Genomic DNA, 19,256 nt, shown 5'->3' with positions numbered 1-19,256 from the left:
GGACATGCAGCACGCCGCCACGATCGCAGTCACATTCGCAGTCACAAAATTGGCCAGCAGTCGAAACACGGATGTCCCGGCCCACGCACTATCCCACGCACCATCGTTTATGAACTCATTGCGCATCTACAACACGCTCGCGCGTGACAAGCAACCTTTCGTGCCGCTCCGTGCCGGAGAAGTGCGCATGTACGTTTGCGGAATCACGGTGTATGACTATTGTCATGTCGGGCACGCACGCATGATGATCGTGTTCGATATTGTCCAGCGCTGGCTTCGCACGCTCGGATACAGCGTGACTTATGTGCGCAACATCACAGACATCGACGACAAGATCATTCGTCGCGCGGTGGAAAACGGTGAACCGATCAAAGCGCTGACCGGGCGATTCATCCAGGCCATGTATGACGATCTCGATGCGCTCGGCGTCGCGCGTCCCGACCTCGAACCGCGTGCCACCGACTACGTTCCGCAGATGCTGGGCATGATCCAGACGCTCGTGCAAAACGGTTACGCGTATCAGGGCAAGGACGGTGACGTGAACTATGCGGTCCGCAAGTTCGAGGGCTACGGCAAGCTGTCGGGCAAGTCGATCGAAGACCTGCGCGCGGGCGAACGCGTGGCTGCCAACGACGCCAAGCAGGATCCGCTCGACTTCGTATTGTGGAAAAGCGCGAAGGAAGGGGAGCCGCCGGATACGGGCTGGGACTCCGCATGGGGACGTGGCCGGCCGGGTTGGCATATCGAATGTTCGGCCATGGGCTGCACCTTGCTGGGCGATCGTTTCGACATTCACGGCGGCGGTCAGGACCTGCAGTTTCCGCACCATGAGAATGAAATTGCGCAGAGCGAAGCGGCAACGGGCGTTCAGTTCGTGAACTACTGGATGCATAACGGCTTCGTGCAGATCGACAGTGAAAAGATGTCGAAGTCGCTGGGCAACTTCTTTACCATCCGTGAAGTCCTCGAAAAATTCGATGCGGAAGTTGTGCGTTTTTTTATTGCGAGGGCACACTATCGTTCGCCGCTCAATTACAGCGACGTTCATATAGACGATGCACGTGGGGCGCTCACGCGTTTGTATACGGCATTGAAAGACGTGACGCCGGATGCCGGGCCGCTCGACTGGAACGAAACGCATGCGCAACGTTTTCGCGCGGCGATGAACGACGACTTCAACACGCCGGTGGCTATCGCCGTGTTGTTCGAATTGGCGAGCGAAGTGAATCGCTCGCAAGATGCCGTGCTGGCACGTCAATTGAAGACGCTGGCCGCTTTGCTCGGATTGTTGCAACGTGAGCCACGTGCGTTTCTTCAGGACACACCGCGAAGCAATCGCGAAACAGTAGGCAAAGAGGGTGCGGAAAACCTCACGCCTGCCGATATAGACATGATGATCGCCGCTCGCGTTGCTGCGAAGCAGGCAAAGAACTATGCCGAAGCAGACCGGATTCGTGCCGAATTGCTCGAAGCCGGGATTGCACTTGAAGACAAACCGGGTGGGTTGACCGAATGGCGCCGCGCTTAAGCGCCTCTCGTTCCCTTTGATCGACTCGCCAGGTAGGAGGCATGATGGCAACGGCCAGAAAGACGCCGGCTAAACGAGCCGCGTCCGGAAGTATTGCAACGCCGCCGAGCACGGTCGCGCGGCGTACGCAAGTGAAAACGTCGAAGGTATCGGCGCCCGAGGCGAAGCTCGCCAACGGTGCGGGTCACGACGGAGAACGCAAGGCGGTACCAAAGAAACGTGCGATCAATGGCGTGGACCATGACGGCGCTGTGAGATCGAACGCTAAAACGAATGGTCTCGTTCGTGCACGCAAGTCCGTGCGCGCAACTGCGCCGAAAGCGTCACCGAAGAAGGTAAGCAGCAAGCCGAGCGGTGACGGCAATGGCGTGCTCAATGTGAAAGCCGACGAGACCGACGTTAGCACTGGTGCAACGCAGGCGCTCGTGCGCGCACCGCAGACCGACGGTGAGATTGTCCGCAAGTCGCGTGCGATCACGACTGAGAAAACCGTGCCGGTGCAGACCCCCGGCTTGTCGGCTGAAGCGGCTCGTCCAGAGTATTGGGACAAGGCGTGCGCTGATCTCGTCAAGCGCGACCGTATCCTCAAGAAGCTGATTCCGAAGTTCGGGCCGGTGCATCTGATCAATCGCGACGATCCTTTTACGACGCTCGCGCGTTCGGTTGTCGGCCAGCAAATTTCCGTGACAGCGGCGCAGGCTATCTGGAAGCGCGTCGAAGGGGCGTGCCCGACGCTCGCGCCGCAGCAGTTCATCAAGGTGGGGCCGGTGAAGTTGCAGTCGTGCGGGTTATCGAAGCGCAAGTCCGAATATATTCTCGACGTCGCGCAGCATTTCGTGTCGGGCGCACTGCACGTGGATAGCTGGACATCCATGGAAGATGAAGCCGTGATCGCGGAACTCACGCAGATTCGCGGCATCGGACGATGGACGGCGGAAATGTTCCTGATCTTCAACTTGTCGCGCCCGGACGTCCTGCCGCTCGATGACCTCGGCCTGATCCAGGCCATCAGCGTCAACTATTTCAGCGGCGAACCCGTGACCCGGAGCGAAGCGCGCGAAGTCGCGGCCAACTGGGAACCGTGGCGCACCGTCGCGACCTGGTACATGTGGCGCAGCCTTTACCCCGTTCCCGCCGATCACTAAAATTTCCGGTCGCTTCGTCCGGCGCGAGTCGGAAGGCTATTGATATCTTATAATCGATAGTTGCGACCCGAAATTTAGTGAGGCCGGCGCGGTTAGAATACGCGCTGCCCGATGCTTTAGGATTCGAACAATATGAAGACCACGTTTCTGGATTTCGAACAGCCTATTGCTGAACTCGAAGCGAAGATCGAAGAATTGCGCTTCGTTCAGGACGATTCCGCTGTCGATATTTCGGAAGAAATAGAGCGGCTGTCGAAGAAGAGCCAGCAACTCACCAAAGATCTTTATGCAAACCTGACGCCTTGGCAGGTTTCGCAGATCGCGCGCCATCCGCAGCGCCCGTACACGCTCGACTATGTGAACGAGCTTTTCACCGACTTCCACGAACTCCACGGCGACCGCTCGTATGCGGACGATCTGGCTATTGTCGGCGGTCTGGCGCGCTTCAACGGCCAGCCCTGCATGGTGATCGGCCAGCAGAAGGGCCGCGACACGAAAGAGCGCGCAGCGCGGAATTTCGGCATGCCGCGTCCGGAGGGGTATCGCAAGGCTGAGCGGCTCATGCGTCTGGCGGAGAAATTCGGCTTGCCCATTTTTACGTTCATCGATACCCCGGGTGCGTATCCGGGTATTGGGGCAGAGGAGCGTGGGCAATCGGAAGCAATCGGTCGTAACCTGTACGTGATGGCCGAGCTGAAGACGCCGATCGTGGCGACCATTATTGGCGAAGGCGGTTCTGGCGGAGCGCTCGCCATTGCCGTGGCTGACAGCGTGCTGATGCTGCAATTTTCAACCTATTCGGTGATCTCGCCGGAGGGCTGTGCGTCCATTTTGTGGAAGAGCGCGGCGAAGGCGCCGGAAGCGGCCGAAGCGCTGGGTTTGACGGCTCATCGGCTGAAGGCATTGGGACTGATCGACAAGATCGTCAACGAGCCGCTGGGCGGCGCGCATCGCGATCCGAAAGGCATGGCAGCATTGCTGCGCCGTGCATTGGCCGATACGCTGCGCCAGTTCCACGGCATGAATGCGCTTGACGTTCGTGCACGCCGCTTCGACAAGCTGATGGCGTACGGCAAGTTCAAGGAAAACCTGCCGGGTGCGTGAAGCTTGAGCGCGATTGAGCGCGACGCTCATGGTTCGCTCCATGCAGTTTGCCCTGACAAGGGGTGCCTTCAACGCGCCCTGCAGGTGCCTCGAATGTGCGTTGAAGGCAACTTGACAAGCCGACTCCCGTGACATCCTCCGACATTGACACTCCCGCCAGCCGCCTCGTGATCGATGCGGTGCGCGCGGCGTTTGCCGATGTGACAGCCTCTCCTCAATTCTCTATTGCCGTTGCGCTAAGCGGTGGCCTCGACTCGACCGCATTGCTCGATGCCGCGGTTCGATGCGCGGGGCCATCACGCGTGATGGCGCTGCATATTCATCACGGCCTGAGTCCGAATGCCGATGCCTGGGCCGCGCATTGCCACGCATTCGCGCAAGCATTGGGCGTGAGGTTCGCGTCGCGTCAGGTCGACGTGGTACGTGAAGGCGGCGAGAGTCTGGAAGCGGCTGCACGTGACGCGCGTTACCGCGCGCTTGACGAGTTGTGCGCCGAGCACGGCGCAAGCGCGCTTTGGCTCGCGCATCATGCCGACGATCAGGCCGAAACCGTGTTGCTGCAATTGCTGCGCGGCGCGGGCGTGGCCGGCCTTGCCGCGATGGCGCCGCAGCGCGCCGATGGTGCCTCCACGCCGCGCGTGCGGCCGTTATTGCATCTGTTGCGTGCACAACTCGAGCACTACGCGCATGAGCGTGATCTGCGCTGGATCGACGACGAATCCAACGCCGATACCCGCTATGCACGCAACGCGTTGCGTCATGACGTGCTCCCGGCGCTTGCCGTGCATTTCCCCGGTTTCCGCGATGCGCTGGCGCGGACCGCGTCGCATGCGGCATCGGCGCAAAGGTTGCTCGATGAACTCGCGCGCATCGACATGGCATCGGCGCAAGGTGACGAAGAAGGGGCATTAACCTTGTCGGCGGTACTCGCTCTCGACGATGAACGCGCGATCAACTTGCTGCGCTACTGGATGCGCTCGCTCGGGCTGCAAGCCGCGTCGGCGGCGCGTATCGGCGAGGTGCTGCGGCAACTGCGCGATGCTGCGATGTCCCGCGACGGCCACGCGCTTCGCATCGATCACGCGGGGTTTTGCTTGCGGGCGTATCGCGATGCGATCTTCTGGGAAAAGGGCGACAGCGCGGACCCCGCCGATCTCGACGATGGCGCAAACCCGGCGCGCATGGCGAGCGTGCTGAACTGGGATGGCGAAAGCATCTGGCGCCTGCCGCATTGGCGCGGGACGTTTGTGTTCAAACCTGCGGCCCAAGTCGATGAAGATGCCGTTTCCGAAGCCACGCTGCGCGCCGCGCCGCTTTGCGCGCGTTCGCGCGCGGGCGGCGAGCGCTTGCGCTTGAGTGCGGACGGACCTGGCCGGACCCTGAAAAACCTGTTCCAGGAACGCGGCGTGCCGGGATGGAAACGCGATGTCCCGCTCGTGTTTCTCGGCGAGATCCTGCTGTTCGTGCCGTCGATTGGCATTAATCGGGTGTGCACTGAAGTCAGTAATGGGCGTGATGAAGGCGGCGACGCTGCATATAGACGGATCGAATGGCAGCCGGACCTTGTCGTAGCTTGAGCCGCTAGCCGCTGCGCGCAAAAACTCGATCTGCCCCGATTTTCTTTGGCACTTCACGCGCGCGAATAAATCCGGTCAACTTTTCTTGACACATGCCTGCGAACGGCCAATGAACCCGTCGAATCGCCCGTTCCGGCTTGTGTTTTGGGCCTCGATCAGGTACGTTTACCGGTTTCCCGCAACGCTTTTCAAGCAGCTTTTCCGTCCAGAAGACGCGTTTTTAGCCGCCAGAATTGCTTTTTGCGCGCGAGCCAACCTTGCGCGTGCGGCCACCGCGCTTCGTCGTCACGCTTAAGTCGTCGATCGCACCGATCCAGGGCGTTGCTTGTGATTCTTCAAGCCGGCTTCTGATGCAACACGTGAAATACGTGCAGTAGTGCAGTACGCGGCGCATCAAACGGCGCGCCAGCGCGGCTTTTCCTCCTGTTCAAAACGACAATGGCACTCATCGTACATAAATACGGCGGCACTTCGATGGGCTCGGTCGAGCGCATCAAGAACGTCGCCAAGCGCGTCGCGAAATGGCACAAGGCCGGCCACAAGATGGTCGTCGTCCCGTCGGCCATGTCTGGCGAAACGAACCGCCTGCTGGGTCTCGCGCGCGAAATCACCGCCCATCCCGACCCCCGCGAACTCGACATGATTGCCTCCACCGGCGAGCAAGTCAGCGTCGGCCTGCTCGCGATTGCGTTGCAAGCGGAAGGGCTCGAAGCGGTCAGTTACGCCGGCTGGCAAGTGCCGATCAAGACCGACAGCGCGTTCACGAAAGCACGCATTAGCGACATCGACGGCACGCGTGTGCAAGCCGATCTCGATGCAGGCAAGGTCGTGGTGGTCACGGGCTTCCAGGGCGTCGATCCCGACGGGCATATCGCAACGCTTGGACGCGGCGGCTCGGACACGTCGGCCGTTGCGATTGCGGCGGCGTTGAAAGCCGACGAATGCCTGATTTATACGGATGTCGATGGTGTGTACACGACCGATCCGCGCGTGGTCGAAGAAGCGCGCCGGCTGGATCGCGTGACGTTCGAAGAAATGCTGGAAATGGCGAGCCTCGGGTCGAAGGTGCTGCAGATCCGTTCGGTGGAATTCGCCGGCAAATATCAGGTGAAGACGCGTGTGTTGTCGAGCCTGACGGACCCGTTGATTCCGCTCGAAACCGAAATGCACTCGGGCACCCTGATTACTTTTGAAGAAGACGAGACCATGGAAAAAGCTGTTATCTCGGGCATCGCATTTCAGCGCGACGAAGCGCGTATTGCCGTGATGGGCGTGCCCGACAAGCCGGGTATTGCATACCAGATCCTCGGACCGGTGGCCGATGCGAATATCGACATCGACATGATCATCCAGAACACGAGCGTGGACGGTAAGACCGACTTCACGTTCACGGTTGGCCGCGGCGATTACGCGCACGCCATGGAGATCTTGACGAGCCAGGTGAAGGACCACGTGAAAGCAGAGCAGGTACGGGGCGATCCGAAGGTGTCGAAGGTGTCGGTGGTCGGCGTGGGCATGCGCTCGCATGTGGGTATCGCGAGCACGATGTTCCGCACGCTGGCGGAAGAGGGCATCAATATCCAGATGATCTCGACGTCGGAGATCAAGATTTCGGTGCTTATCGACGAAAAATACACCGAGCTTGCCGTGCGTGCGCTGCATAAGGTGTTCGAGCTGGATCGCGGTTGAAACACAGCGGAAGAGGGTGTGACAGCGTGCAGTGGATTGTTGGGCTGTAGCCGAAACACGCTGCGAACCGTTGTTTGATGCAATTCACGAGATGAAAAATTTTGTCTCATGAAATTGACCCGCAGCCGCTAACCCGCTATCATCTTGGCTTCGTCGCGCTGACTCCCGCGTGACAAAAAGTGCAGGAGACGTGGCCGAGAGGTTGAAGGTACTCCCCTGCTAAGGGAGCATCTGGGCTAAAACCTGGATCGAGGGTTCGAATCCCTCCGTCTCCGCCAGAAGAATGCAAAGCCCCGTAGGTCTAACGACTTACGGGGTTTTTGTTTTTTGGGGCATCATATTGTGCCCATGAGCTGATGTGACGGTCGCAATGCCGACGCAGTCCTGTGATCTAGCTTCATCTTAGATTGCTGTCCATAATACGCCGCGCGATTCTGCTACGCCCGAGCCCGAATTCCAATTCCCTACTTACTCAGCTATTCGCGGGGTCTGCGGACGCCGTATCTGGGGCAATCCGTGCCCTTCTTGTTTGTAATTTTTTAGTCAAATGTCGCACCTTCGGATCGGCATCAGTAGAGAGATTCTGCATTGTTAAAAACAATGCGCCGCCTTTTCGCAAGCGCAAAGGATTGCTTCAGACGGCTGATGGGTTTCGACACCGGGCGAACATGGCAACAGAACTGAAAACGGATTCATGGCACTGCTACATGTTGTATCGCAAGAAGGACTATGCGAGTAGCGCCTTTCCGAGTCCCGAAGAAACACAAGCCGTCGAAACGGGCAAAAAATACGCTTTAAATGCGGACTCAAACATTTGGGCAAAGGACGCAGGATTGGTCAAACGCGTGCGCGAGTTTCTTGGCAAGAATTTTCACTAGCATGATTGCCTTGCGAAGAGCGGTTCGGATTCGGATGTTCTCCAGACACTAACGGAGATGGTCCCTGCGAATCGAATCAACGTATTGAGCAATACCCTCTTCGGCAATGACGCGAGTAAAACGCACCTTTGCGATGGAGGCATCGGGTCTGCCGTTAGTATTTTATTGTCATAGATGGTGCTGCCAGTCATTGATGCTCTCAATCCTGAGATCCGTCCGAGCTTGAGCAGTGGGCAACCGGATTCACGCGCTCGATTGGCTGCAGATGCAGGTTAACTAAGACGTGCGGCAACTTCGAGTAAAGGGCATCCGACGGTCGCTCACTCGCTACGGCATGCGCGCCCAAGCCGCTTGCGCGTTCTGGTCATTGCTTGAACGCCGCTACCGTCGCTTCATCCGCTGGAAAGAACAACTCGATCGCCAGCTCCGACAGCGTAATATCGATTGGCGTACCGAATATCATCGTTGTACTGATGAACGACAACTGTCCCGCGGCCGTGTTCAACACAAACGGAATCACGATAGAAGATTCCCCCGCGTCGTCCTGACCCGTTCCGCCCGCATAACTCTTCAACTCATCGCGTAATGCGCCCAACTGCGGATCAGCCGTGAGTGCGATCTGGCGCCCCAGCCGTTCCAGCAAATGCGCGCGCCATTGCCCGAGATTCACAATCCTCGACGCTAACCCTCGCGGATGCAGACTCAGCCGCAACACATTCACGGGCGGTTCAAGCAAGGACGGATCAGCATCGGCGATAAGCGCAGCCACCGCACCATTCGCCGACACCAGATTCCAATGCCGGTCGATAGCCAACGCCGGATAGGGCTCATGCCCCTTCAAGATTTGCTCGACAGCGGTTCGCGCGGGCTGCATCGATTGATCCATGAGCGAGCGTTCCCGGAACACCGGCGCGAAGCCTGCCGCGGTCAATAACTCGTTACGCTCACGCAGCGGCACCTCAAGATAGTCGGCCAGCCGCAGCACCATCGCACGGCTCGGCGCGGCGCGCCCCGTTTCGATAAAACTCAGATGCCGGCTCGAAATCTCCGCCTCGCTGGCCAGGAAAAGCTGGCTCATGCGTCGCCGTTCGCGCCAGTGCTTGATCATCGGGCCTATTCCAACAGTCCCAGCAGCCCCCACAGCCGTTGCAGTCAGTGTGTTCATGCTCATAACCTTATCAAACCGCCGCGTGCCGCTCCATTACCTGTCAGGTAATCGACGCACGACATGCTCGTCCGGATTATTGCTCCCAGGCCGCGCTAATCCAGCGCCGCCATAGCCTCATAGATTATCGAAGGAGAGAATCATGACTGAGCATGACGTTCTGGTGGGCCGCTATATCGATACATGGAACGAGACGGACTCGTCGCGCCGCAGCGCGTTGGCCGAGCGGGTTTTGCTCGACGGCGCTCGCTACACCGACCCGATGATGAGCAGCGCCGGCCCGAAAGAATTCGCCGATATGATCGGCGCGTTTCAGGCACAGATGCCTGGGTTGACATTCGAGCGTGTCGGCGGAATCGATGCAACGGGTGCAATCATCCGCTTCAGTTGGCGTCTGATCGATGCCACCGGCCGGCAAATGGCGAGCGGGACGGACGTAGGCGAATTTTCCATCGATGGACGGTTTGCCGGCATTACCGGTTTCCTCGACAGCACCCTGATGGGCCCGGCATGGTGCGTGGAGAAGTACGCCGCTTTCTGGGCCGCGCCCGACTTCAACCGGCCGAGCGATGAGCTGGCGACGGATATCGAAGGATATTGGCCGGGATTGCATGCGCCGTTAGAGGGCGTGGAAGCCTATGTTCGGCCACTGCATGAACTGCTGCGCCGCGTTCCGGATTTCAGGCTGGAAGTTGCCGACCACGCGAGTCGCGGCGATACGGTCTTCATTCGATGGATTGCGACGGGAACGCATGGCGATGTGCCGCTGCGCTTCGAAGGCGTGGACTGCGTGCGTCACAGCAACGGCCAGGTCTATGAAAACCGGATCTACTGCGATCATCCGTTGATTCAGGCGTTGAACCGCTAGCGGTCGGGCAGGGCGCTTCGCGTAGCCGACATGCCGGCGCGAGCGCCCGAACGCACTTCAGACTTCGTCGTCGTCCAGGTCGTCGGGACTTTGCGGCTCTGTTTGTCCCGTTTCACCCCGTATCGCCCGGCGTTTGCGCTGTACGTGATAGGCAGTCAGCACCGCATGCACGACCATGTCCAGCGCCGGTTTCGCGTTACCTTGCTTGTCGATCCAGGTTTTCGGCGTGAGCGCGCCGGCGAGCGACACGCTGTCGCCGTCATCGAGCGCCTGGAGCGCGTCCTTGACGGTGTCGTCGAAGGCGATCACGTTCACAAACAGACTCTCGCCATCGCCGGCCGAAGCGCGAACCCGGCATGTCACGAAATGCGTGCCGTGCTGACCCGTACGCACTTGCGCCGTGCCGTAGAGACGTCCGGAAACCAGGCCGTCGATCATGATGTGTCTCTCCAAAATTCACCGATTGTCTCACTCGCGAGAGAATGGACGTTTGGCTGAAGAAATGTTGTGTCACACCCTGTTGGCAGTCGTAATTCGGAGTTACCAACTTGAAACATTTAGACCCGGGCGTTCCGCTAAGATTTACTCAACGAACCTACTCCGTTGAGGTGCACTCCAAATGAACAACAAACTCAAGACTTCAATTTTCGCCGGCGCGATTGCAATCGGGGCGCTCGGAATGGCCGGTACGGCAATGGCCCAAGTGCGGGTTGGTATCAACGTCGGCGTGCCCGCGCCGGTGTACGTCGCGCCGCAGCCGGTCTACGCTCCGCCGCCACCGCCTGTCGTGTATGCGCCGCCCCCGCCGGTGTATGCTGCCGCTCCGGTCGTCGTAATCGGCTGGCATGGTGATCGTTACTGGGATGGCCGCCGTTATTGGAACCGTGACGACTGGTACCGCTATCACGGTCACGGCGGTCATTACGATCATCGCGGCTACTAAACCGGCTGCGACAGCGCCCGTCAGGAAGCTGGCCCTAAGGCCATCCGGCGAAAGCCGGGTGGCCTCTGTTTTTCCAGCGCCGCCCGCTTTTCATCCAATGGCGTCCCCGATTCACGGTTTTTCATGATGTAACAAAGAGTAAGCTTTCAGCAGACGATACCCCTTCGCTGAAGAACAACTTACAAAGTTGAAGTACCGGATTGAAGGCGATCCGCTATATTCGCTTCCACCTGAACAATGACGGCTAGAGGCGCGCCTTTACATGAATAAGTTAAAAAGCATCCGGATCCTGACTGGCGTTGCTGGTCTTTGCCTCGTTACCCTATCCGGCATCGCGCACGCTCAAGTGCGGCTGGGGATCAACATCGGGGTTCCTGCGCCCGTCTACGTGGCGCCGCAGCCTTATTACGCGCCACCGCCTCCGCCGGTCGTCTATCAACCGGCTCCTGTCTATGTGCAGCCGGGCATCGTGGTCGGCTGGTATGGAAATCGATACTACGATGGCCGCCGCTATTGGGGCCGTGACGAGTGGTATCGGCACAATGGCGGCCGTGGGAACTACGGTCATGGCGGCCCGGGATACGGCGGCCACGGTGGTGGAAACTATAACCACGGCGGCAATTACAACCACGGCGGGAACGGCGGCCATCGCAACTAAGCACTCTCGTTAGACGCATTAAAAAAGCCGTCCCGCGCAAGCGGGACGGCTTTTGACTTCATATCGGCGGCTAAAGAAGCAGGTGCTTTTATAGAGGCATTACAAATTATTCAGACGCCGCTCGCGCAGCCATCCCGCCGACGACCGCATTAAAGCCGCTATCGACGTGAATGATCTCGGCGCTCACGCCGCCCGCCAGATCCGACAACAGGAAAGCGGCCACATTACCCACCTGGTCGATGGTCACATTGCGGCGCATCGGCGCGTTGTTTTCGACGAACTCGAGAATCTTGCCAAATCCCTTGATACCGCTTGCTGCCAGCGTCTTGATCGGACCCGCCGAAATGCCGTTCACGCGCACGCCCTTGTCGCCAAGCGACACCGCCAGATACCGCACGCTCGCCTCAAGCGAAGCCTTCGCCAAACCCATCGTGTTGTAGTTCGGGATTGCGCGCTCGGCGCCCAGATAGCTCAGCGTGAGTAACGAGGCATCGGGGGAGAGCATGGATTGCGCGGCTTTGGCGAGTGCCGGGAAGCTGTACGCGGAAATATCGTGGGCGATGCGGAAATTCTCGCGCGTCATGCCATCGAGGAAATTTCCAGAAATTGCTTCGCGCGGCGCAAAGCCGATGGAATGCACGAGACCGTCGAGCGTTTCCCAGCGTTCTTTCAGCGAGACGAAGAGGGCATCGATTTCCTCGTCGCTACCCACGTCGCACGGAAAGATGAGATCGCTGCCAAATTCGGTCGCAAACTCGGTAATACGGTCTTTGAAGCGGTCGCCGACATAGGTGAAGGCGAGTTCGGCGCCTTCGCGCTTGCAAGCCGCCGCAATGCCATAGGCGATCGAGCGGTTCGACAACAAGCCCGTCAGCAGAATCCGTTTTCCAGCGAGAAATCCCATGAATGCTCCTTAAGAAGTCGATATCGCACATGCGCCGGACTGCGCGCGCCACGCGTTGCGCACGTCGTTACAATGCCCGGGACAGTGGTTTTAGTAGAATTCTCTCACATCGCCTCATGTCGCTTAATGCTCATAGCGCTTGGGGCCTCGAGCTGTTTTTCCGATTATCGTTTCACTGGTACTTATAAAGGCACTCATGGCGACTGGCTCCCGACGGGTCCTCGGTCTTCTCGTTCTTCTGTCTGGCAGCTTGCTGTTCGGTTTCGGCGGGCTCGCGGTTCCGAAAGCGGCGTTCGCCGCGTACGCCATCGCGCAGTACGGCGAGCCGAAATATCCTGCCGGTTTCAAGCATTTCGACTATGTCAATCCGGATGCGCCACGCGGCGGCACGCTTGTTTTGGCGAATCCGAACCGGCTCACGAGCTTCGATAAATTCAACCCGTTCACCCAGCGCGGCAATCCCGCGCCCGGGCTCGGTTATATGTTCGAGAGCTTGGCAACGGGCAGTCTGGACGAGGTATCGACGGCTTATGGTCTTCTCGCCGACGACATCAGCATTGCGCCCGACGGTCTTTCCGTCACGTTCCATATCAACCCCAAGGCGCATTTTTCGAATGGCGATCAAGTCACCGCCGATGACGTCAAATATTCGTTCGATACGTTGAAAAGCCCGCAAGCCGCGCCGCAATATGCGGTGTATTTCGGCCAGATTTCACGCGCGGTCGTTCTCGATCCGCTCACCATCCGCTTTGACTTCAAGGTGCGCACGCGGGAGATGCCGTTTATCGCCGGCGCGATTCCGGTGTTCTCGCACAAGTGGGGCATGAAGCCCGACGGCAGCCACATTCCCTTCGATCAACTCGCGTTTCAGAAGCCGATAGCTAGCGGTCCGTATCTCATCGAACAATACGACAATGGCCGGACGCTCACGCTAAAGCGCGACCCGGCGTATTGGGGCAATACGCTGCCGGTGCGGGTGGGAACGTTCAACTTCGAGCGCATTACCTACAAGCTCTATTCGGATGGCGTCGCGCGGCTCGAGGCTTTCAAGGCCGGCGAGTATGACGCGCTGGTCGAATATATTGCGCGCAACTGGGTGCGTCGCGACATCGGCAAACGCTTCGACAACGGCGAATTGATCAAGCGTGAATTCCGCAATCACAACGGCACGGGCATGCAGGGTTTTTTCGTCAACCTGCGCCGGCCGATCTTCCAGGATGTGCGCGTGCGTCAAGCGCTCGATCTCGCGTTCGATTTCCAGTGGCTGAACCGGCAACTGTTTTTCAGCCAGTACACGCGCACGGACAGCTTTTTCGCGAATACCGATCTGCAAGCGACGGGCAAGCCGAGTGCGGGCGAACTCGCGATCCTCTCACCGTTACGCGCACAACTCGACCCCGCTGTTTTCGGCGACATGGTGAAGCAGCCGGACACCGATCCGCCCGGTTCGCTGCGCACGAACCTGATCAAGGCGCGCAAGCTGCTCGCCGATGCGGGCTGGACATATAGCAACGGCGCGTTGCGCAACGCGAAGGGTCAGCCGTTCGTATTCGAGATTCTCGACGACACGGGCGGCGGGGGATCGATGGAACCCGTGGTCGCCACGTACCAGCGCAATTTGCAGAAACTCGGGATTGTCGCGAATTTCCGCACGGTGGACTTTGCGCTGATTCAGAAGCGGCTCGACGCGTTCGACTTCGACGTCACCACCTTGCGCATGCCCGACGTGCAGATTCCCGGTACGGAACAAGAGACGCGTTTTGGCAGCAAGTCGGCGGACCAGCAGGGCTCGGATAACATCAACGGGCTGAAGTCGCCGGCCGTGGACTCGATCGTGCATACCTTGCTCGGTGCGCAAACACGCGAACAACTGCTCGATGCCACCCACGCGCTCGACCGGGTCCTGATGCATGGCTACTATGTGATCCCGCAATGGTATTCGGCGACGCACAGGGTGGCGTATCGAAACACGCTCGCGTATCCGTTGACCTTGCCGCTGTATTACACCGCCGAAGACTGGATCACATCGACATGGTGGTTCAAGCCGCCTGCCGCCGCAACAAAGTAACCCACGCACTCAATCACTCAAGCGGACCGCGCCCATGTGGAGCTACATCCTGAAACGCATCTTGCTGATGATCCCGACCTTGCTCGGGGTCCTCACGCTCACGTTCTGCGTGATCCAGTTCGTGCCGGGCGGCCCGGTCGAGCAAGCCGTGCACGAATTGCGGCGCGGCGAGCAAGGTGCGAGCTTCGGCATGCGCCAGCATACGGGCGTGGATGCGCAGCAGATCGCACAGCTTCGCGCGCTTTATGGCTTCGATAAACCGCCGCTCCAGCGCTATGGTCTGATGCTCGGACGCTTCGCCCGTTTCGATCTCGGCGACAGCTATTTTCGTCATCAAAGCGTGTGGTCGCTGATTGTGTCGAAGCTGCCGGTGTCGATCAGCATCGGCGTATGGACGTTCTTTCTGACTTATCTGATATCGGTGCCGCTCGGGATCGCGAAGGCGGTGCGCAACGGTTCCACCTTCGATTTCACCACCAGTTTGCTGGTGCTTATCGGCTTCGCCATTCCGGGTTTCGTGCTCGGCGTGCTGCTCCTCGTGCTATTCGGCGGCGGATCGTTCTGGCAGCTATTTCCGTTGCGCAACCTCACATCGGATAACTGGGCTACGTTGAGCCTCGGCGGCAAGATAGCCGACTATTTGTGGCACATCACGTTGCCCATCACTGCTTCGGTGGTCGGCAGTTTCGCGGTCGTCACCATGCTGACCAAGAACGCGTTTCTCGATGAAATCCGCAAACAGTACGTTCTGACCGCGCGGGCAAAGGGGTTATCGGAGAGAAGGGTGCTGTGGAAGCACGTGTTCCGCAACGCGTTGTTGCCGCTGATCGTGGGTTTTCCGGGCGCGTTCATCGGGGCGTTCTTCACGGGCAGCTTGCTGATCGAAACGCTGTTTTCACTCGATGGCCTCGGCCTGCTTTCCTACGAGTCCGTCGTGCGGCGCGATTATCCGGTCGTGCTCGGCACGCTGTATCTGTTCACGCTGATCGGACTTGCCGCCAAGCTGATCTCCGACCTCTGTTATGTCTGGGTCGATCCGCGCATTCAATTCGAACAACTGGAGCGCTGAGTTGAACCGTTCCCTGCTCCGTACGCCTCGCGACAGCGACGCCCAGCCGCTCAGCGTGCCGGTTTCGATCACGCCGGGACAACGCGTCTGGCAACGTTTCAAAAGCAACCGGCTCGGCTATTGGAGCCTGGTGATTTTCGTGATCGCGTTCGCGATCAGTCTCGCGGGACCGCTGTGGTCGAATGACAAACCGCTGGTCGTCCGTTATCAGGGACATCTTTATTTCCCGCTGGTTAAAACGTACGCCGAGACCACGTTCGGCGGCGATTTTCCGACGCCCGCCGATTACCTCGACCCGTACATTCGCGACCGTTTCAGCGAGGGCAACAACTTCGCCGTTTATCCGCCGAACCACTATTACTACGACACGCTCAACTACTTTTCGAAGGCATCGAATCCGGCGCCGCCATCACGTGAAAACTGGCTCGGCACCGACGATCGCGGCCGCGATGTGTTCGCCCGGTTGCTCTACGGCTTCCGCGTTTCGGTCATCTTCGCGCTGGTCCTGACGGCGATAGGCACCGTGCTCGGTCTGCTCGCCGGCGCGGTGCAAGGTTACTTTGGCGGCCGCACCGACCTGACCGGTCAGCGCCTGATCGAAATCTGGAGTGCGTTGCCCGAGTTGTATCTGCTGATTATTTTCGCGTCCATCTTTGAGCCGAGTCTGATTTTGCTGGTCGTGCTGCTGTCGTTGTTCGGATGGATCGGGTTATCGGACTATGTGCGCGCCGAGTTCCTGCGCAATCGCACGCAGGATTACGTGCGGGCGGCGCGGGCGATGGGCTTGTCCAATGCTCAGATCATCTGGCGTCACATCCTGCCGAACAGCCTCACGCCCGTTATCACCTTCCTGCCCTTTCGCATGAGCGGAGCGATCCTTGCGTTGACCAGCCTCGATTTCCTGGGCCTTGGCGTGCCGCCGCCGACGCCATCGCTGGGTGAATTGCTTGCACAAGGAAAGGCGAATCTCGACGCGTGGTGGATCTCGCTGTCGACTTTCGGCGTGCTGGTCGCCACGTTGTTGCTGCTCACGTTCATGGGCGACGCGCTGCGTAACGCGCTGGACACGCGCATCTCCGACGCCGTCAAAGCCGGAGGCGGTCAATGAGCGCGCCATTGCTGGAAATCACGGATTTGCGAGTGCGCTTTGGCGACACCATGGCTGTCGATGGCGTGAGCCTCAAGATTGAAGCCGGCGAACGCGTGGCGCTGGTCGGCGAATCGGGATCGGGCAAGAGCGTGACGGCGTTGTCCATCCTGCGGCTGTTACGCGATGCCGAGCTGAGCGGCTCGATCCGCCTGGATGGCGAGGAATTGCTCACCAAAAGCGAACCGGCGATGCGCAAGCTGCGCGGTTCGGATATCGCGATGATCTTCCAGGAGCCGATGACCGCGCTCAACCCGCTGTACACCATCGGCGACCAGATCATGGAGACCATTCAACTCCACGATGGTGTGTCCGCTCGCGATGCGCGTCGGCGAGCGATCGATCTGCTCGCGCGCACGGGAATCACGGAGCCGGAAAAGCGCATCGACCGGTACGCGCATCAGCTTTCGGGTGGACAACGGCAGCGCGCGATGATCGCGATGGCGCTCGCATGCCGTCCGCGCCTTCTTCTCGCCGATGAACCCACGACCGCGCTCGACGTGACCATCCGCGCGCAGATCGTGGAATTGTTGCTGGAGTTGCAACGCGACGAAGCCGCGTCGCGCGGCATGGCCGTGTTGCTGATCACGCACGATCTCAACCTCGTGCGGAAATTCGCGCTGCGCGTGGCGGTGATGGAGCAAGGCGTGCTGGTGGAAAGCGGCACCGTTCAGGGCATCTTCGCGTCGCCGCAGCATCCTTATACGGTGCGATTGCTTGAGAGCCGACCGGAGCGCACGGTGTTGCCGGTGCTGCCGCTGTCGCCCATATTGCTCGACGCGTACGAGGTATCCGTGGAATTCGCGACGAAGACGGCGGGCGTAGGCGGCTGGTTCCGGCGCGGCGCGTTCAAGGCGGTCGACCGCGTTTCCGTGACGGTGCGCCAGGGTGAAACGTTGGGTATCGTGGGCGAGTCGGGGTCGGGGAAATCCACTTTGGCGATGGCGTTGCTGGGTTTGCAGCGCACGTCGCACGGCAAGGTGGAATTCCAGGGACGCTTGCTCGGCGATTATCGCGGCCGCGAAAAAACCGTTTTGCGATCAAATATGCAGGTGGTGTTTCAGGACCCGTATAGCTCGCTGTCGCCACGTCAGACCATTGAGCGGATCGTGGGCGAGGGGCTGGCGCTGCATCGTCCGGAACTTAGTGCTGCAGCGCGCCACGCCAAGGTGGTGGCGGTTCTGCGCGAAGTCGGAATAGACCGTACGGCGTTGAATCGATACCCGCACGAGTTCTCCGGCGGTCAGCGGCAACGCATTGCGATCGCCCGAGCGCTGGTGCTCGAACCGCGCATCCTGATCCTCGATGAACCGACCAGTGCACTGGATGTGTCAATTCAGTATCAAGTTTTGCGTCTGCTTGCCGATATACAACGGAAGTACAACCTGGGTTACGTATTCATCAGCCATGACCTGGAGGTCATTGGCGCGATGGCGCACCGGGTCGTGGTGATGCAGGACGGAAGTGTCGTGGAAACCGGCGATGTGGAGAATATTTTTGCCACGCCGTCCCACGAATACACAAGAAAGTTACTGAAAGCCGCGATCGCGGCCTAATTTTCACCAATTAGGTGCGTATCTCAATTGTATTTTTCTATGCCTTTTGACATGTAAATAATATCTGGCTAGTATCAAGCCAACTTTTCCGCATGACTCTGATTTTTCAGACTTTTTCACCCAAAACTACCGACCGATGCAGCAATTAACTTTGACTCAAACATGCGCGCGCGCAGCAGCCAGCATGTTGATCGGCCTGATGATGACAGCAACTTCGGGCGCGTTCGCCGACGAAGTCAACAATTCAAGCCAAAATGCCAGCAATGGCGTTTCCGCATCGACCCGGGCAGCTAACGAGATTTACCCCGTTTCTGGCTCCGGTAATGTGACAGCAAACCCTTCCAGCGGCACGCGTTCTTTCCTTTCCGGCATGGCGAGCAAGGCGGGCGATGTAGTCGTCGGCGCGCTCAATATGATCGGCGTGCGCTATCGCTGGGGCGGCAATACGCCGGATTCCGGTCTCGACTGCAGCGGTTTCGTGCGCTACGTGTTTCAGGACACGCTGGGTATGACGTTGCCGCGGCGTGCGGAAGAGATGAGCCGCGTTGGCGAGAAAGTTCGCGTGAGCGAGCTCAAACCGGGTGACCTCGTGTTTTTCAACACCATGCGCCGCTCGTTCTCGCACGTCGGGATTTATATCGGCGACAACAAGTTTGTTCATTCGCCGTCCACGGGCAGCACGATCCGTGTGGACGACATGGACAACAGCTATTGGGAAAAGCGGTATACGGGCGCTCGGCGTGTTGAAGCGACTTTCCCAATTGACGGCGTCGATCTACGTCAGCGCGTCAGCGCCACGATTGGTAACAACGACAACTAAGTCGTTGCGGCGCATCTAACCCGTCTGACCGGTTGTTAATGACCGGTGCGGTGTACAGAAGCCTGCCTTGAAAAAGGCGGGCTTTTGTCGTGTGCGCCCAGCATGGGCGCAATCTTGGAGGTGCGAGTCCTCCCGTA

At 59.2% G+C, this 19,256-nt stretch carries 17 protein-coding genes and 1 tRNA gene; 15 read left to right on the top strand and 3 right to left on the bottom strand.

The window, feature by feature from the left end:
- Positions 1-109: 109 nt before the first annotated feature.
- The 7 genes from cysS (at position 110) to ACSQ83_RS25545 (ending at position 7,921) form a co-directional block, all read left to right on the top strand.
- A complete protein-coding gene (gene cysS, locus ACSQ83_RS25575; RefSeq protein ID WP_436230054.1) occupies positions 110-1,528 on the top strand; it encodes a cysteine--tRNA ligase in 1,419 nt (472 codons plus the stop codon).
- A gap of 44 nt (positions 1,529-1,572) precedes the next feature.
- Positions 1,573-2,673, top strand: coding sequence for a DNA-3-methyladenine glycosylase family protein (locus tag ACSQ83_RS25570; protein ID WP_436230053.1), 1,101 nt, complete (start codon positions 1,573-1,575; stop codon positions 2,671-2,673).
- A gap of 132 nt (positions 2,674-2,805) precedes the next feature.
- Positions 2,806-3,777 carry an acetyl-CoA carboxylase carboxyltransferase subunit alpha gene (locus ACSQ83_RS25565; protein ID WP_031363946.1) on the top strand — a complete coding sequence of 324 codons (972 nt, stop codon included), beginning with the start codon at positions 2,806-2,808 and terminating at the stop codon, positions 3,775-3,777.
- Positions 3,778-3,905: 128 nt separating this feature from the next.
- Positions 3,906-5,354 carry a tRNA lysidine(34) synthetase TilS gene (gene tilS / locus ACSQ83_RS25560; protein WP_436230052.1) on the top strand — a complete coding sequence of 483 codons (1,449 nt, stop codon included), beginning with the start codon at positions 3,906-3,908 and terminating at the stop codon, positions 5,352-5,354.
- Between the two features lie 438 nt (positions 5,355-5,792).
- Positions 5,793-7,043 (top strand): aspartate kinase, encoded by a 1,251-nt coding sequence (locus tag ACSQ83_RS25555; protein ID WP_414948219.1) that lies wholly within the window; start codon positions 5,793-5,795, stop codon positions 7,041-7,043.
- Positions 7,044-7,227: 184 nt separating this feature from the next.
- A tRNA-Ser gene (locus tag ACSQ83_RS25550) sits at positions 7,228-7,321 on the top strand.
- A gap of 390 nt (positions 7,322-7,711) precedes the next feature.
- Positions 7,712-7,921 carry a hypothetical protein gene (locus ACSQ83_RS25545; RefSeq protein WP_414966940.1) on the top strand — a complete coding sequence of 70 codons (210 nt, stop codon included), beginning with the start codon at positions 7,712-7,714 and terminating at the stop codon, positions 7,919-7,921.
- A gap of 364 nt (positions 7,922-8,285) precedes the next feature.
- Here the strand turns inward: ACSQ83_RS25545 and ACSQ83_RS25540 are convergent, their stop codons facing one another.
- On the bottom strand, positions 8,286-9,086 hold the full coding sequence (locus ACSQ83_RS25540; protein WP_414966941.1) for a helix-turn-helix domain-containing protein: 801 nt from the start codon (positions 9,084-9,086) through the stop codon (positions 8,286-8,288).
- Positions 9,087-9,228: 142 nt separating this feature from the next.
- Here ACSQ83_RS25540 and ACSQ83_RS25535 point away from each other — a divergent pair, with 142 nt between their 5' ends.
- Positions 9,229-9,954 carry a nuclear transport factor 2 family protein gene (locus tag ACSQ83_RS25535; protein WP_414948222.1) on the top strand — a complete coding sequence of 242 codons (726 nt, stop codon included), beginning with the start codon at positions 9,229-9,231 and terminating at the stop codon, positions 9,952-9,954.
- 57 nt (positions 9,955-10,011) lie between these two features.
- Here ACSQ83_RS25535 and ACSQ83_RS25530 read toward each other — a convergent pair whose 3' ends face one another.
- Positions 10,012-10,392, bottom strand: a complete 381-nt coding sequence (locus ACSQ83_RS25530; RefSeq protein ID WP_414966943.1) for a single-stranded DNA-binding protein — start codon at positions 10,390-10,392, stop codon at positions 10,012-10,014.
- 181 nt (positions 10,393-10,573) lie between these two features.
- Between ACSQ83_RS25530 and ACSQ83_RS25525 the strand changes: the two genes are divergently transcribed.
- Together ACSQ83_RS25525 and ACSQ83_RS25520 are read left to right on the top strand one after the other, a co-directional pair.
- Positions 10,574-10,897 carry a hypothetical protein gene (locus ACSQ83_RS25525; protein WP_414948224.1) on the top strand — a complete coding sequence of 108 codons (324 nt, stop codon included), beginning with the start codon at positions 10,574-10,576 and terminating at the stop codon, positions 10,895-10,897.
- A 262-nt stretch (positions 10,898-11,159) separates the two neighbouring features.
- Positions 11,160-11,555 carry a hypothetical protein gene (locus tag ACSQ83_RS25520; RefSeq protein ID WP_436230051.1) on the top strand — a complete coding sequence of 132 codons (396 nt, stop codon included), beginning with the start codon at positions 11,160-11,162 and terminating at the stop codon, positions 11,553-11,555.
- A gap of 106 nt (positions 11,556-11,661) precedes the next feature.
- Here ACSQ83_RS25520 and fabI read toward each other — a convergent pair whose 3' ends face one another.
- Complete coding sequence (gene fabI, locus ACSQ83_RS25515; protein WP_436230050.1) at positions 11,662-12,459, bottom strand: enoyl-ACP reductase FabI; 798 nt, start codon at positions 12,457-12,459, stop codon at positions 11,662-11,664.
- 196 nt (positions 12,460-12,655) lie between these two features.
- On the opposite strand from fabI, the gene ACSQ83_RS25510 reads away from it, so the two are divergent.
- The 5 genes from ACSQ83_RS25510 (at position 12,656) to ACSQ83_RS25490 (ending at position 19,119) form a co-directional block, all read left to right on the top strand.
- Positions 12,656-14,527 carry an extracellular solute-binding protein gene (locus ACSQ83_RS25510; RefSeq protein WP_436230049.1) on the top strand — a complete coding sequence of 624 codons (1,872 nt, stop codon included), beginning with the start codon at positions 12,656-12,658 and terminating at the stop codon, positions 14,525-14,527.
- 34 nt (positions 14,528-14,561) lie between these two features.
- Entirely contained in the window at positions 14,562-15,596 is a 1,035-nt protein-coding gene (locus ACSQ83_RS25505; protein ID WP_436230048.1) for a microcin C ABC transporter permease YejB, read from the top strand.
- A complete protein-coding gene (locus ACSQ83_RS25500; protein WP_414948230.1) occupies positions 15,550-16,704 on the top strand; it encodes an ABC transporter permease in 1,155 nt (384 codons plus the stop codon). Before ACSQ83_RS25505 ends, ACSQ83_RS25500 begins: the two co-directional genes overlap by 47 nt.
- Positions 16,701-18,299 carry an ABC transporter ATP-binding protein gene (locus tag ACSQ83_RS25495; RefSeq protein ID WP_436230047.1) on the top strand — a complete coding sequence of 533 codons (1,599 nt, stop codon included), beginning with the start codon at positions 16,701-16,703 and terminating at the stop codon, positions 18,297-18,299. The genes ACSQ83_RS25500 and ACSQ83_RS25495 overlap by 4 nt, the downstream gene beginning before the upstream one ends.
- A gap of 136 nt (positions 18,300-18,435) precedes the next feature.
- Positions 18,436-19,119 (top strand): C40 family peptidase, encoded by a 684-nt coding sequence (locus ACSQ83_RS25490; RefSeq protein ID WP_414948233.1) that lies wholly within the window; start codon positions 18,436-18,438, stop codon positions 19,117-19,119.
- The last annotated feature ends 137 nt before the right edge of the window (positions 19,120-19,256 follow it).

It is taken from the genome of Caballeronia sp. LjRoot29 (genome assembly GCF_964252755.1).
In the GTDB taxonomy this organism is placed as follows: Bacteria; Pseudomonadota; Gammaproteobacteria; order Burkholderiales; family Burkholderiaceae; genus Caballeronia.
The sequence above is the reverse complement of the archived record's forward strand: the minus strand, read 5'-3'. Positions and strand labels throughout refer to the sequence as shown.